Source organism: Endozoicomonas sp. ALB091 (assembly GCF_049310265.1).
Classification (GTDB): Bacteria; Pseudomonadota; Gammaproteobacteria; order Pseudomonadales; family Endozoicomonadaceae; genus Endozoicomonas.
Genome location: NZ_JBLYNQ010000017.1, coordinates 60,477 through 75,594 on the forward strand (window position 1 = coordinate 60,477; position 15,118 = coordinate 75,594).

At 49.9% G+C, this 15,118-nt stretch carries 12 protein-coding genes and 1 pseudogene; 6 read left to right on the forward strand and 7 right to left on the reverse strand.

The window, feature by feature from the left end:
- The first annotated feature begins 114 nt into the window (after positions 1-114).
- The 3 genes from ACO6UX_RS24205 to ACO6UX_RS24215 all read left to right on the forward strand — a co-directional run bounded on the left by ACO6UX_RS24205 (position 115) and on the right by ACO6UX_RS24215 (position 3,817).
- Complete coding sequence (locus ACO6UX_RS24205; RefSeq protein ID WP_422450900.1) at positions 115-717, forward strand: NADPH-dependent FMN reductase; 603 nt, start codon at positions 115-117, stop codon at positions 715-717.
- 259 nt (positions 718-976) lie between these two features.
- Positions 977-2,371 carry a hypothetical protein gene (locus tag ACO6UX_RS24210; protein WP_422450902.1) on the forward strand — a complete coding sequence of 465 codons (1,395 nt, stop codon included), beginning with the start codon at positions 977-979 and terminating at the stop codon, positions 2,369-2,371.
- Between the two features lie 162 nt (positions 2,372-2,533).
- Entirely contained in the window at positions 2,534-3,817 is a 1,284-nt protein-coding gene (locus tag ACO6UX_RS24215) for an ankyrin repeat domain-containing protein (protein ID WP_422450903.1), read from the forward strand.
- 247 nt (positions 3,818-4,064) lie between these two features.
- Here ACO6UX_RS24215 and ACO6UX_RS24220 read toward each other — a convergent pair whose 3' ends face one another.
- From ACO6UX_RS24220 to ACO6UX_RS24240, 5 genes and pseudogenes are all read right to left on the reverse strand, one after another.
- On the reverse strand, positions 4,065-4,649 hold the full coding sequence (locus ACO6UX_RS24220) for a BON domain-containing protein (protein WP_422450905.1): 585 nt from the start codon (positions 4,647-4,649) through the stop codon (positions 4,065-4,067).
- Between the two features lie 40 nt (positions 4,650-4,689).
- Positions 4,690-5,274, reverse strand: coding sequence for a phosphoheptose isomerase (locus ACO6UX_RS24225; protein ID WP_422450907.1), 585 nt, complete (start codon positions 5,272-5,274; stop codon positions 4,690-4,692).
- 98 nt (positions 5,275-5,372) lie between these two features.
- Entirely contained in the window at positions 5,373-5,747 is a 375-nt protein-coding gene (locus ACO6UX_RS24230) for a YraN family protein (RefSeq protein ID WP_209201170.1), read from the reverse strand.
- Positions 5,725-7,704 carry a penicillin-binding protein activator gene (locus ACO6UX_RS24235; protein ID WP_422450909.1) on the reverse strand — a complete coding sequence of 660 codons (1,980 nt, stop codon included), beginning with the start codon at positions 7,702-7,704 and terminating at the stop codon, positions 5,725-5,727. Before ACO6UX_RS24235 ends, ACO6UX_RS24230 begins: the two co-directional genes overlap by 23 nt.
- A gap of 166 nt (positions 7,705-7,870) precedes the next feature.
- Positions 7,871-8,059: pseudogene (locus ACO6UX_RS24240) on the reverse strand (transposase); the annotation flags it as partial.
- A gap of 278 nt (positions 8,060-8,337) precedes the next feature.
- Between ACO6UX_RS24240 and ACO6UX_RS24245 the strand changes: the two are divergent.
- From ACO6UX_RS24245 to ACO6UX_RS24255, 3 genes are all read left to right on the forward strand, one after another.
- Positions 8,338-8,988: a hypothetical protein gene (locus tag ACO6UX_RS24245; protein WP_422450911.1), complete on the forward strand. Its 651-nt coding sequence runs from the start codon at positions 8,338-8,340 to the stop codon at positions 8,986-8,988.
- Between the two features lie 38 nt (positions 8,989-9,026).
- Positions 9,027-9,983: a hypothetical protein gene (locus tag ACO6UX_RS24250; RefSeq protein WP_422450912.1), complete on the forward strand. Its 957-nt coding sequence runs from the start codon at positions 9,027-9,029 to the stop codon at positions 9,981-9,983.
- A 553-nt stretch (positions 9,984-10,536) separates the two neighbouring features.
- The gene (locus tag ACO6UX_RS24255; RefSeq protein ID WP_422450914.1) at positions 10,537-11,475 is read left to right on the forward strand and encodes a hypothetical protein; all 939 of its coding nucleotides are present in this window, start codon (positions 10,537-10,539) and stop codon (positions 11,473-11,475) included.
- Positions 11,476-11,487: 12 nt separating this feature from the next.
- Here ACO6UX_RS24255 and ACO6UX_RS24260 read toward each other — a convergent pair whose 3' ends face one another.
- Both ACO6UX_RS24260 and ACO6UX_RS24265 read right to left on the reverse strand, forming a co-directional pair.
- Positions 11,488-12,513, reverse strand: coding sequence for a hypothetical protein (locus ACO6UX_RS24260; RefSeq protein ID WP_422450915.1), 1,026 nt, complete (start codon positions 12,511-12,513; stop codon positions 11,488-11,490).
- 184 nt (positions 12,514-12,697) lie between these two features.
- Positions 12,698-15,064: a hypothetical protein gene (locus ACO6UX_RS24265; protein WP_422450917.1), complete on the reverse strand. Its 2,367-nt coding sequence runs from the start codon at positions 15,062-15,064 to the stop codon at positions 12,698-12,700.
- Positions 15,065-15,118 lie beyond the last annotated feature (54 nt).

The following is a 15,118-nucleotide window of genomic DNA, read 5'->3' on the forward strand; positions in this document are numbered from 1 at the left end:
CAGTGCAGGAAGGGGTAGTGACGAACTGGCAAGATTGGTAAAAAATAAACCCGGATGTTGAAACTCTCTGTTAAAGTTCTCAGTGCAATTGTCCAAAGCAGAATAGGAAGAAAAATGAAGCTTGCAATTATCAGTGGCAGTCATCGATTGGAATCCCAGAGTGAGCGGATCAGTCAGGTTTTGGCGAACCGTGTGCTTGAGCTTTCTCTGTTTGACTCGGTTGAGATTTTATCGCTGGCGGGCAACCCGCTTCCCCATTGGGATGAGTCTATCTGGCGTGGTGATGAGCAGTGGCAGGCCAGACTGGCACCCTGGAAACAAAAATTGCAAGAGGCGGATGCGCTGATTGTCGTGGCACCGGAGTGGAGCGGCATGGTACCGGCCGGGTTGAAGAACTTTTTTCTTCTCTTTGGTACCGCTGAGCTGGGCCATAAACCCGCATTGATTACTGCGGTTTCTGCCGGGCAGGGTGGGGCCTATCCTGTGGTGGAACTTCGTACCAGTAGTTACAAAAATTGCCGTATCTGTTATCTGCCTGATCATGTGATTGTCCGTCATGTCGGGCAGGTGTTCACTGGAGAGGATCCTGAAGGGGACAAACATTTGCAGGATCGGGTGGATTACTGCCTTAAACTGTTGAAGGCGTATTCAGCAGGGTTACAGCACGTCAGAGACAGTGGGGTTGTTGATCACAAGACATTCCGCAATGGCATGTAGCTGTGATGATATGCGGGAGACTGTTTTCGACAGCCTCCCGGTTCCCGCATTGCCTCACCATAGAATTCAATGGTTATCTCCCGCCTTGTTCAATTTCCTTTTGTTATAGAACTATTTAAGTCAACTTGTAGTCCATCATCGGGTCTGGGGTTGATCGGTGGTTGCTGTTTTTCATTTTTCTACAAAGGCATCTAAAGCCGATTATCAGGCCCTTTACCAGTCCGCCACATATCAATTCATCAGTTGAAGAGGTGCTCAAATGTCTGTTGGCAATGCTTCCCTGGCTCCCTTGCCCAATGTCTCATTTCCTGTCAGTGCTGAGGTACCGGGATCACCGGACGTTGGAACATTTCAATCCAAGTCTGTCGATTCAATCGACTCGAACTTGCCTCTGACCGAAGGGGATGTGGGTAAGGCAAGGATTTTATCTGAGATAGAAAAAGACGGCGGTAAATCAATACACGACAGATTACTGAAAAAGCTCCACCTGGATGCCACAGGCCCTGACAGTGACACCGTGGGTGAGCATGTTCGGGAGCGGCGCAGTGCTGATACCGGGCAACAGGATGTCTCACGCAGGTTGACTTCGGTTCCTGTCATTATTGATCCGCAAAGACCGCTGGGGCCTGAAGATCTTACGGCGGATGATTCGTACATGCGGGTAGGTGGCAGCAGGAAGCCGGATAGCTTAGAGGTCAAGATTGATCGGGATAACGAGGTTGTATTTCGAATGAAGCATCATGACTCTCACGGTAATGCCACGGTATCAGCAGATAACGATATTGGTGTCAGTCCCTGCTTTGTGCCCCGGGGGGAGGACGTCACTAATCCTGATCTGGGCAGGGCCATGGGGGTATTCCATGATCAGTATCAGTGCAGTAATCATTTGTCCTCATACGGTGAGCTGTCCCTTAAACTGCAAACCGGTGACGAACCCGTTGAGGGAACGCTGTTTTCGCTGGAGGAGACCGTTGATTCCAGGCTTTATAAGAGCGCTGATGGCTATCTGTCACACCTGACACCGGATGCGTCGGTGGCAACCTATGAAGCATTGAAAACAGAAGGGGTGACATGGGAAACAGGCAGTGTATCTCCCATTGCCCTGAGGGTCATGAGTCATGACGGTAAAAACTACCTGACGCTGCAGGCCAGCGCCTACTATGAGCAGTTTAATACCGGGAATCAGGAGTGCATGCCCTCATTTGCAGGGGCGGCCACCTCGCTCAATCAGGCGAAATGTTGTGATGGCGTTCAGGATGGTAAGTATCTTGCCGTGATGCCTCTGCCTGAAGGCTGGTTTGAAATTAAGTATCAGGTTCAAAAGAGTGTGTTTTCAACCACCGGGGGGGCATCTGGCGGGGAGGTGAAACTGTGGGTGGACGGTGAGTTAAAAGCAAGCGCCTTTTGTCGTAACGGTAATAATAACCAGTTGGTTTTTGGGGGGGGGGATCTGCGCCCCAAATTTGGCTTGTTTGATGTGTCGGCCAAAGAGCTGACGGCCAAATTCAAAAAAACCTCGTTTTCTGACTCCTTCCAGAGTAAGAGTGCTTATGAAGATAAATGGGCAAATTATGCAGGTCATCCACATGTCAAAGGCCAGTGTGACAGACCGGTTGGAGGGGCCGATGATGATTCAAGAAACCCATACTGCTAGTTGGAGGTTGGCTTAACCTGAACAACATTCGGGTTGTTGGCCGGGGGCTACCACCCATGGCCCTTGCCGATTGGTCTAAAAATTTCCGATTTTTTATCCTCAATTTTCTGCCATCCCCGCTAAGGGCGCTTTTCTACACCAGACCAGACAATGAGGTGATCTATGGAATCAATTAGCAGGTTTTTTGGATTGTCCTCCTATCAGCGATTTGATCAACCCGGTTCTGCCAATTCCAGAGCAAGCTTTGCCAATCCCTACAATGAGCCCGAACCACTGGCGGCCTGCAGGGTCGGTGATCTCGGCCGTCTGGATAGGGAACTGCAAAAGCACAGATCTATTGTTTACCAGGATTACCGATCCAAAAAATCCGGGGATATCGTTTCCTTGCTGGTTATTGCAGTTGCTGGAAGTCATGTTGAGCTGGCTCGACTACTGATCGGTCAAGGGGCTTATGTTGACTATGTCACTAAAGATGGGTTCACGCCGCTCAGATATGCTGTGCAAGCAGGTCATGTTGAGCTGGCCCAGCTGCTGATCGGCAAAGGGGCTTGTGTTAACCAGGCTGGTAACAAAGGGTACACGCCGCTCTATGATGCTGCGACAAAAGGGTATGTTGAGCTGTCCCGTCTGCTGATCCACGAAGGGGCTGATGTTAACCTGAAAACTAAAAAGGGGTACACACCACTCTCTACTGCTACGGAAAAAGGGCATGTTGAGCTGATCCGGCTGCTGATCGACAAAGGGGCTGATGTTAACGTGGCTACTTATAAGGGGACTACGCCGCTCTATTTTGCAGTTAAGGAGGATAATGATGAGGTGGCCCGGCTACTGATTAGCAAGGGGGCTAATGTTAACCTGAAAACTAAAAAGGGGTTCACACCACTCTCTCATGCTGCGGAAAAAGGGTATGTTGGGCTGATCCGGCTGCTGATCGACGAAGGGGCTGAAGTTAACGTGGCTACTTATAAGGAGACTACGCCGCTCTATTTTGCAGTTCAGGAGGATAATGATGAGGTGGCCCGGCTACTGATTAGCAAGGGGGCTAAAGTTAACCTGGCTACTGAAGACGGGTCCACGCCGCTCTCTTATGCTGCGGAAAAAGGGTATGTTGGGCTGACCCGGTTGCTGATCAACAAAGGGGCTGATGTTAACCTGGCTACTAAAAAGGGGGCCACGCCGCTCTTTTATGCAGCTCAGAATGGTAATAATGAGATTGTCAGACTCTTATTAGCTAATGGAGCAGACCCAGAGAAAAAATTGAAAATATTGAACTTGGGGCGTTATTCTTTCACCAAGGCACCTCTTAGTGCCGCCCTGGTCAATCGCGGAGACAAAGAAACTGTGAAAATGATAAAAAAAGCCATAAGAGAAAGAAAAATCCATTCATCCAGTGAATGCTCATCATTGCGTGCTGGTCAAAATGCTTCTTACGGTGCAATTCGATAAGCGGGTATCAGTTGTGTTGACCGGCTTCCAGCTCATCAAAAAAACCTAAGTAGCTAACCATATGAAATCATATATTTCTGACTCCTTGTTCAGGCACTCTGCTTCGTTACAACTGCGGTCACATAGCTATGGCTATGCTCCCTCCGTTGTGCCTCGCATAGCACCTGCCCAAGTAGCCAGAAATATATGATTTCATATGGCCAGCTACTTACCAATCGAAAGTTCGATGGGTATTTCTCTATGCTGATTATTGAACGTACTCAAACACCTTTACGACTCGTGAGACTCCGTAGGTATTGGCGGCAATCGATACGGCCTCCTGTGCCATTTTGGGAGTAATGAGTCCCATCAGATAAACCGTTCCCTGTTCTGTATTGATTTTGATTCTGTCAGCGACAACGGCTTCATTGGTCACCATTGAGGTTTTGATTTTGGTGGTTAACCAGCTGTCGTTACTTTGCACCAGGATATCGGCGTTCGGGCCAATTTCCAGCTCATTGTAGACTTGACGGACCTTTTCCACCCTCTGTGCAGTCTGACCAGCCAGCCTTTTCAGGTTTGCGTTGGGAACCTGGCCAATAAGCAAGACAGTACCGTTAAAGCTGATCACCTTGACTCTTGACCCTCTCAGGGCCGGATCTGCCTTGTTAATGTTCACAGCGGTGACGGTTTCAATGGTCTGGTCATCTACCCAGGACCCCCAGGTCCGTTTGCTGTTATCAATGTTGACAGGCTCTTCGTTAACGGAGTCAATCAGCGCGGCGCAACCACTTAACAAGGTCAGTAATCCGGTGAGCAGACAGGTGGAGAGCGCAATGCCGATAGGTTTCATGATGACCCTCATGCATAGTGAAAAATTAAGGTTTGCCAGGTTATTCAGCGGAAAACAGGAACTCATCAATCAGATCGCACAGGCAATGAATAACCAGGGTATGCACTTCCTGTATGCGCTGTGGGCTTATGTCGGGCACCCTGATTTCCACCTCTTCCGGGTGGAGCAGGCGCGCCATGTCGCCACCGTCTTTGCCGGTCAGGGCGATCACCTGAATGTTCCTGTCATGGGCGGCCTGTATGGCCTGAACCATATTGGGGCAGTTGCCGTGGGCTGAGATGGCCAGCAGTATGTCACCTTCATGACCCAGTGCCCGTATCTGTTTAGAGAACACTTCGTTGTAACTGGAATCGTTAGCGATGGAGCTCATGGTCAGGCTGTCTGCGCAAAGTGACAGGGCTGGCAGGGCAGGGCGTTCACGATCAAACCGGTTAAGCAGCTCAGAAACAAAGTGCTGGGCATCGCCGGCTGCGCCGCCATTGCCACAGGCCATGATTTTTCCCTCGTTCAGCAGAGATTGAACCATCAGCTCTGCGGCGTCGGCAATGAGCGGAGGGAGCGTATCGGCCGAGCGGATTTTGGCGTCGATGCTGTCGGAAAAGTGTTGCGTTATACGTTCATGCATGCCTGAAACCTTGAAATGAAAACCATCCGGTTTTCTTTCTTCTGAAGTCGCTCTTCTGAACAGCGATCAGAAGATTTCTCTGCTTCTAAGATCATTTCTTAAAAAGCACTTTTAATCCATTTTAAGCTGTTTTGCCCTGTGCCGTCATGATTGTCAATGGATATTGCATCAAATCGACAGATCCTGTGGCTGTGCTGGCGGTATTTTTGCAAATAAACGGCGGCGGTCTTGCGAATTTTCTGTTGCTTGGTTCGGTCAATTGAGCTGGCGGCATTACCGAATTGGACATGGCTTCGGGAGCGAACTTCGACAAAAACCAGGGTGGCATGGTCCAGCATAATCAAATCCACTTCACCGGCTTTGCAGGCAAAATTTCTATGCAAAAGGGTCAGTCCCTGCTGCTGCAAAAACAACAGGGCGCTTTTTTCTGCCTCGGCACCCTTTCTGCTACTAAGGTTGAGCTTCCAGGGCATAGAGGGCGGAAGTAGTGGTGGTTGCTGGTTTGGTCACTCTGTTTTTCACAGAGGTGACACGTTCCGGGGTTTTGGGCTTCACGATAGGGAGTGGCGTGAGTCGGCCATTCCTGAATATTTGCCACGAGAGTTCACGACGGACTTTTCCACTCGGAGCAATACTCAATGATCCGGTCATTCCCGGCAGTTGGCTGCCTTGCAGGTTTGCCAGTTGCTGGAGTCTTGGGTAGAGCCTGTAGGCATCGGCACCCAGCGCGTAAAGTGTGCCCAGTTGGCCTTTGGATTGTTGCCACAGGGTATTGATCTGTTGTTCCAGCGGGTCTGGTGTTCCGGGAATTAACCACGGCATGACAGGAACCCGAATCCCGTCCATATCCTGATCCTGACTGGTATTGGTAATGCCTGAAAATGCGCTGGATGTTGCATAGACCGGAACATTGCGCGCGTATTGATAGGCCAGGGCAGGTTTGATCTGTCTTGCTTCCTGGGGGCTGGCACCAATAAAGACCATGTCCACGTCCTGGCGTCGACGAGCCTGGAATCCCAGCTCTTCACCCAGAACACGGTTCAGCTGTCTGGCTCTCGCTTCGCTTTGATCGGTGTGCAACAGGCTGCCAGCCAGGGTACTGAACTGGGTTTGCGGGTCAAATTCGCCGGAGCCGACAACTTTACCGCCGAGCTCTGCCCATCGGGCCGTAAAAGTGGCGTTGATTTTCTTGCCCCACTCGGTGTTCGGCGTAATGATAATGGCCGTCATGTGTCCATCCAGTTTGCCTCGTTCAGCGGCCATAATGGCTTCATCTTCTGCCGAGAGCCCGAATTGGTAGAGACCCGCACGATACCCGGCCGGTGTTGCCGAGGTGCCATCAACGGACAGCGGGTCGGCTGCGTCCTCAATATAGTTCAGCGCCAGAACCGGGATACGGTTGGTAACATCACTGTTGATCGCTTTTACCCGGCTTTTACTCAGAGGGCCAATAATCAGCTGTGCTCCCTCCTCAATGGCCCGGGTGGCGAGATCGTTGATATCGGTGTCCTGGGTATTATAAAACTGAAGTTCCGGGAGAGGTTCTCCGGACCCCATGGCTTTATAGTGAGAGGCCAGCAGGCCGTCTCTAAGGGCTTCACCGACCTTGCTCAGCCTTCCGGACAGGGGCAATAGAAGAGCGATTTTGTCAGGACGCCTGGTTGAGCTGCTCTTCAGGGTTTCAAAGTCCCCGGGCAGATACTTGTGCGCCGGATGGGATGACCAGTCCCGCTTCCACTGTTCAAGTCCGGCCAGTTGCTGATCCAGGCTGCGACCGGTTTGATAGATTATGGCCAGGGCCAACCAACCTTTCAGTTTTTGTGACTTTTCCTGTTGATACAGGCTGTCGAGCCGCTCTGCCGGGACATGCAGGAGTGTCTGCCAGAAACTGTCGTAATGGGGTTCACGTTCTGCTTCTGTCAGGTAGGGGCCAGCCAGCAGCCACTCATCCAGGGAAGCCTGATATTCACCAAACCTGGCATAGGCCAGTGCTTTCAGAGTATGCGCCCGGGCATTAATGGCAGTGCTGTTACTGACAATAACCGCCTCGCGATCAAGCCACTCAAACACCGCCCAGTCCTGACTGTTGATCTGGGCAATTTGAGCCTGCTGAACCGCCAGTTCCGCCTGGATTGGCTTGGGCAGTTGCTGGTACGGCATTTGATCCAGAATCTGCTGTGTGCGGGTCGGTTCCTTACTCATAAGCTCTCTGGTGATGGCAAGCGTCCGGGTAGCTCGCTCCGGGTAACTGAGTCGCGCTGCCTCGGCCAGCTGCTGGTCGATGCTTTTGATCGATTTTGCGATTGGCACAAGTGGGCTTTTGGGCTGTGATGAGCAGGCAGTCATCAGTGCAGGAATCAGCGCAGCGATAGCAATGGCTGCCAGCTTTCGGGGCAGGCTGTTACTCAGAGCGGTTGTATAAGTCATCATTTGCAGTCGTGGGCCAGGGGGGCTTTATTAGTAGCTTCGATTGTACACAGGCCATGGAATCGACACTATAGGTTATGGCTATTGTTGGTTCGAATTTATTTAACGTGAGTTCGACGCTCAGAAAGCCATCGGTACACGTTCTGTTAGTGTAGAAACATCAATATGATGCTGTCAGCCCCTTTGGCTTCATGTTCTTTCTCACTTTCGTTACCAGATTTAAGCCTTTCTCTTTCAACCAAGCCACTAACTTTTCTGAAATATAATCCTTATACCCATAGAGCCAGCCGGTTAAATCTTCAATGAGATCTGGTACTGGCTTTCGGTTGTCTGTGTTAGCCGTAGTCAAACAGAAAGTGGGATATGGAACTCGAATTACCGGATGGCGTGATCCTCCACATGCGACGCTGATCATGTTTTTCCCGGAATCACAGGTACTGCATCTGGAGTAAGCGCCTGGAGCAAGGGCAGTTCCATTCTCATCCTGATCATGTCGCCAGGCAGTTACTCGCATTAACGGATCTTAAAATGATTATTGATGGCATTGATACCCGCTCAGTCCGTTACCACAAGCGTTATGTAAAATCTGATATATCGGCCAGCAAACATTCTGAATAGTGTCTACAGTCAAACGCTATGACTCTTTTGGAAAAAGCACCTGTGCCTGCCACTCAGCTTTCTCACCTGCAACAGCTCCAGGCGTTGTTGCATGAACAGAGATCTGTCGCTGAGTTCCTGAAACAGGAAAACGCATCTCTCAAACATCAGCTGGACTGGTTTAAACAACAGTTGTTTGATGAAAAGTCTGAAAAACGGTTGATCGACAATCCGAATCAATTTGCATTTGGCGAGATCCTCCAGGGCGTTGGATCTGAGCAGCCACCAGAAATGGAAACCATTACCTGCGAGCGCAGAAAAAAATATCGACCTGATGGCTGTGTCACTGACCAGGGGTTACGCTTCACAGAAGGCGTACCGGTTGAACTGATTCATATCCCTGCACCTGAAATGCAGGGTAAAAATGCTGACCAGTATGAAACCATTGATTACAAATACACTCACCGTCTGGCGCAGAGGCCAGGCAGTTACGTCATCCTGAAATACCAGCGAGATGTCGTTCGCCACAAGGCAGACCAAACCCTGAGCACGGCAGCAGCACCCTCCGGCCTGTTTGATCGTAGCTTTGCCGATGTAAGTTTTATTGCTGGCACGCTGGTTGAGAAATATCGTTACCATCTGCCTCACCTAAAAGAAATTGAAGGTGTGTTACTTACCAACTGCTTATGAGAGATAACATGGATATTCTTCGGACAGGTTTGAATACAATGTCAATGGGCGATCATATGCCTGTAAACTCTCCCCAAAGTGATAAGGGCTCAAATGCAGGCGAGGGTATATCTATTCCAGAGATGCAACAAAATGCGGAGTCGTCTTTTCTGAAGTCTCGCACAATTGTTAGCGTAAATTGTGAAAATAAAGTTGAACAGCCATTAAAAACGATGGCTGAAGGCAGCCGCAAAGAGGAAGATACTCTAGAGAGGGTACACTCACCCGCTTCATATTATTCGTTAGCCTCCTGCCCTTATCCATTTATCAAGGAGAATGCCATATCTGGATATTGTTTTGACATAGATGGTGTTCAGTATGAAAGCTTAGAGCAAGAAAAAGCTTTTCCCCTTTTAACTGAATCAGCGATCATTGGCGACATTCCTGAAAAGAATAAGACTTTGTATCAACAATGTTTTGAGTCCAGGATTGTACAAATATTGCAAAAAGGTGTTGCAGGTTGTATCTCATACAGGCAAACGGACAAAATACGTAATTGGTGGGGATCTGGTGAGGTAACTCTTGGAGCGAGTTGTCATATGCTAGCTAATTATTTGGCATTCGGGATAAATTATTACGACGATATCGATCGTACCCATGCACAATGGGAGGACTGGTATATGTCTTTGCCAGAGGCAAAAACACTCCCCTTCGACCCGGCAAGCCCCCTAAAGGGCGATATTGTCCAGTTTTGTGAAACCTCTGTTGATGGCGTTGTTAAACCAATACACTCTCAATTTTATCTCGGGAACTCGTTGTATATATCTGCATTTGGTTGTCTGTCAAATATAGCGATTCATAAGCTCGAGGAAAGTATCAGTAGATATAGTGAACAATTCAACACGATTCGCATTGTCAGAAGAGATAAAACAGAGATCGATCCAGTCCCTGAGTGGATTAACTGTCCTCAATCTGACTCATTTTTTCCTTTGATAGCCAGGTTTGTCGAAAGATAGAGTCATATATGGTCTGCCACGCATTGCAAGGAAATGTTTCACATATTCCCTGATCTGTCGTTCACTCAGGTTGTTATGCAGTGGTAGCAATTCCTCACGGGCCAGATAAATTTTACCCAGTTCCGTACGAAGTTCCGGGTAATCTACCCACCCTGTGGTTAAAGTCCTGTTCAAGCTGGAGCCTCTGTTGGCGTCTCGCAATAAGCCTCTATATCGTTCCAGTATTGCTTTTCTATCCAGTCACGGGCGGCTCGCTCCCTGTTATTGGCAGGAATCAGTTTTGCCTGAGGCCGACAGGCATGGAACCAGCACAGAGAGTGTTCAAATAGCGTGTCGAACTGACGGTTATTAATCTGTGATCACAATGCATACCCAGCGGGGCCGGTGGTTAATCATGTCCCGGATGGCTCCCGGAGGGGGATCGATCAGGTTAAGTGGTATCAATTGTCAGGTTTGCTTACTTCTTCGTCACTCAAGTTTTGGTAATGACAAAGTAAGATACTCCAAATGCCCAACCATTGTTGGGTTGTGACAGCTATTCAGGGAAGACAATATGGGTGTTGCTATCAGTGAAGGTTATGTGCAGTTTTCCGGTCGTGATGCTGCATCCTGTATCTACAATACCGGCAAGGGATTGGGCAGGCTTAAAGGATTTGCCTATTGGCTGTTTCGCTGGAAAGTGACGGTGCCGGAATCCGATTTGGTCCAGCAAATCTGGGATTTGCGTGATGCCAGATTTATCAAGTCTTACCTGGACAGCAGGCGCGTAACATTGGTGGGTGAAAACCACTTCAATACCTTGCCAAAGCAACAGTATCACAATAGCTGTGCGGCAAGGTGCCTGCAGCAAGCAGCTTATGAGCTTGGTATAAATCAAATACCCAACAATAGACTCTATCAATTTAATGGTCAGTCCATTCTGGACAGAAGTGCTGAGGCGGCGATTTATGCAATTACCGGCAGGCTTGTCAGTGGTAATGGGGAGTTGCAGCCTGATCTTCTTGGAGACCTGAATAACGGCCCTGCTTCTGGTCCGGTGGGTATCAGGAATGCTACCAGACTGCTTGGGCTTGATAGTCGCTTATATTGCTCATCATGGCTTACCGAGTGGTATTTCGGGCAGAGAGATCCTGTAAGCTGGAGAGAAATTAAAAAATATTGTCCGGTGCATCGCACTTCACCGCCGAGGTTGTGCCGGAATGAGCGGCTGCTTGTACATGTTTGCAATTACTCAATGCTCGGTCTGGATGATCATGGTCTCAAAGTCAGGCGGGATCACTATATTATGCAGCGGCCAGATGGCAGTTGTTATAATCCGGACACAGGAATCAACTACCCTTCCGTGAAAGCCTACGCCAGGCGAACGGGAATAAGGCCCAGTGGTGTTTATATGCTGGTCAGCGATAAAGATTCCTATGCAACACTGCCTACCCTTAAAAGCAGGGCAGGTAATGTTGGAACAGGCAGGGGGACTTTTGCTGCTGGTGGTTAAAACTAAACGCTTCTAATACCTCCTTGTTATCCGGGCAGGAATTTTCGACTCTCCTGCACTCAATCCCAGCTGAGAACAAAAAATATTTCTTTCGCGCCACCAGCCTCCCCGTTCATATTCCCTGACCACCGCATCCGGAGTGACCGGCTGGCCATTCAACAGCAGATTTCTCAGGCAACATGCCTCTTTGAAGCGTGCCAGTTCCAGTGTTGCCCCGACTGACTGATAATTCTTAACCACTTCATCCGGAGTGATCGTCTGGCCATTCAAGGGCAGATGTCTCAGGCAACATTCTGCCTTGAAGCGTGCCTCCTCCAATGTGGCCCTGACGGCCCGGAAACCCTTAACCACCGCATCCGGAGTGACCGGCTGGCCATTCAGCGGCAGCCTCCTCAGGCAACATTCTGCTTTGAAGCGCGCTATCCCCAGGGGTGCCTTGGCGGCTTGAAAACACTTAACCACCAAATCCGGAGTGACAGGCTGGCCATACATTGTCATCCTCCGCAGGCAGCATTCCGCTATGAAGCGCGCCAGCGGCAGTGCTGCCCCGGTTGCCTGATAACCCTTAACCACCGCATCCGGTGTGACCTGTTGACCATGCAACGGCAGTCTTCTGAGGCAACATTGATCCAGAAAGCGCGCTATCGCTAATTTGTACTTATGATTTCGGTCTGGCATCCGGGTGAATTCCTGAATGACCTGATCCGGAGTAATCTTTCTTCTGTTACATCGCATGTTCCGTAAGCAGAGCTTTTGCAGGAAGAAGCCGCTTCTAAGAGAACTGGTGTCCATTCCATAAACGGTAAGTACATCAGCCGGGGTTATTTTACGTTTTTGTAATGGTTTTTTTTCCCAAAAGGCATCCTCAACATCTTTGCCATCCGGGGGAACGGTGGCACCTCCATAATACTGATGGCTGGTGACTCTTTTACCGTTAAAGGTACTTTCGAAGCGGTCAGGAAACCGGCTTGAACCGGCTTGTTGATCAACCCGGCTGGCAGGCCCCGGGTGATAGTAAGCTGAGGCTGTTGCTTGCAAAATAATCCCCTGACTACAAATAACGACATTTGACCTCAATATAACTGTCAGGTTCCATTTATTTTGTGCTGGGGGAGGGCATCAAACATACCACTCTTTGCTACAACAAAAAGTGGTTAATGAGCGGTAGTCTATTCCTTTAAGTATCATTATCGATATTTTAACTGGCGTTACTTTCATGAAATCATGAAATACTTAAAGTTAACTGAGATTTTGCAGACAATGGCAGATGAGAATAAAAAAAATCTCGATCGTGCAACCAGCCTCCCCGTTCATATTCCTTAACCACCTCATTTGGTGTGACCAGCTGGCCATTCAACGGCAGACCCCTCAGACAAAATTCCGCCTTGAAGTGTGCCAGCTCCCGGGTTGCCCTGACGGCCCGGTAACCCTTAACCACCTCATCCGGTGTGACCAGTTGGCCATTCAACGGGAGTTGCCTCAGGAAACAGGCCGTTTTGAAGCGCGCTATCCCCAGTTTACCTTCCAGACTATTCGGGAATTGCTTGTCCAGCTCATTCGGTGTGAACTGCTGGCCACTCAACGGCAGGCCTTTCAGGTAACATGCCGCTCTGAAGTACGATAACTCCAATTTGGCCTGAAGTGCCTGATAGTGCTTAATCACTGTATCCGGTGCAACCTGCTGGCCACCCAACGGTAAGCCCCTCAGGCAGCATTCCGCTTTGAAATACGCCATTCTCAGTTTGCCATCCGGACTCACCGGGAAACCCTTGACCACCTCATCCGGTGTGACCTCCTGGCCATTCAACAACAGCCCCCTCAGGCAACATTCCGCTTTGAAACGTGCCAGCTCCAGTGTCGACCTGGCGGTCTGAAAATCCTTAACCACCTCATCCGGCATGACCTGCTGGCCATTCAACGCCAGGCCATTCAGGCAACATTGCTCTTTAAAGTGCATCGCCCCCAGTTTGCCTTCCGGACATTCCGGGAAATCCTTCATCACCTCATCCGGTGCAACTTTATGGCCATTCAACAGCTGGCCCCTCAGGCAACACTCTGCTTTGAAGCGTGCCAGTTCCAGTGTGGCCCTGGCGGCCTGATAATCCTTAACCACTGAATCCGGTTTGACCTGCTGACCATTCAACGCCAGGCCCAAAAGGCAACATTGTCCCTTAAAGCTGGCCAGTTCCAGTATTAATTTGGCGGCCTGAAAATCCTTAACCACCGTATCCGGTATGACTGGCTGGCCATTCAATGGCAGGTTTTTCAGGCAACATTCGGCTTTGAAGCGCACTAATTCCAGTGTTGCCCTGATTTCCTGAAAGTCCCTGACCACCTCATCCGGTGTGACCTGCTGGCCATGCAACAGCAGGCCCCTCAGGCAACATGCCTCTTTGAAGCGTGCTTTGCCCAGTTTGCCTGCCGGGCTGTCCGGGAACTCCTTGTCCACCTCATCCGGTGTGACATGATGGCCATGCAACGGCAGACCTTTCAGACAACATTCTGCTTTGAAGCGCACCAGCTCCAGAGTTGCCCTGGCTGCCCGAAAATCCTTAACCACCGCATCCGGTGTGACATGCTGACCATTCAACGTCAGGCCCCTGAAACAACAATCCTCTTTGAAGCGTGCCTGGTCCAGTGTCGTATTGGCTTCCTGAAAATCCCTGGCTATTGCCCCCGATGCAAGCTGCTGGCCATTTAAAGACAAGCCCTTCAGGTAACATTCAGCTTTGAAACGTGCCAGCTCCAGTACTGCCCCGGCGGTCTCATAATCCGTAATCACCTCGTCCGGTGTGACCTGCTGGCCATTCAACGGCAGGCCTTTCAGGTAACATGTCTCTTTGAAGCGTGCCAGCTCCAGTGTTGCATTGATGGCCAGATAACCCCTGGCCACTGTATCCGGCGTGACTTGCTGGTCATCCAACGCCAGCCCTCTCAGGTAATATTTCTCGTTGAAGCGCGCTACCCCCAGTCTGCCTTCCGGACTATTCGGGAAACCCTTAACCACCTCATCCGGTGTGACTTCCCTGCCATTTAACGGCAGGTGGTTCAGGCAACATTCCTGCTTGAAACGGGCTAACTCCAGTGTGGCATTGGCCGCCTGATAACCTTCAACCACCGCTTCCGGTGTGACCTTCTGGTTATTCAACAACAGACCTCTATGGCAGCATTCCGCTTTGAAGCGTGCTATCGCCAATGCCTGCTTGTTGCTTTGAACTGGTTCCCGGTTGAGTTCTTGCATGACCTGGTCTGCGGTAATCTTTTTATTGCCATGTAGAATGTTCTTCAAGCAAAGTTTTTGCAGGAAGAGGCCAGGCCTTAGAGAGCTCTTGTCATATTTATAATAAGCTTGAAGCACCACCGCCGAGGTCACATGACGCCCGTTTAATGGTTTTCTTTTCCAAAAGGCGTCCTCAATCCATTTGCCTTCATCCGGGGCAGTGGTTTTCCCTCTGTTAGACTGAAGATTTGATATTCTTTTACCGATAAATGTGCTGCCGGAGGGGGCAGGAATCCCGTTGGAACCGGTTTGTCGACCAACCCGTAAAACAGGCTTTGGGTGAGAGTAGGTTAATGCTGTCGCTTTCAAGATAAACCCTGCACACTTGGCTATAAACACCGCCTTTCGACCTCAATATGATTA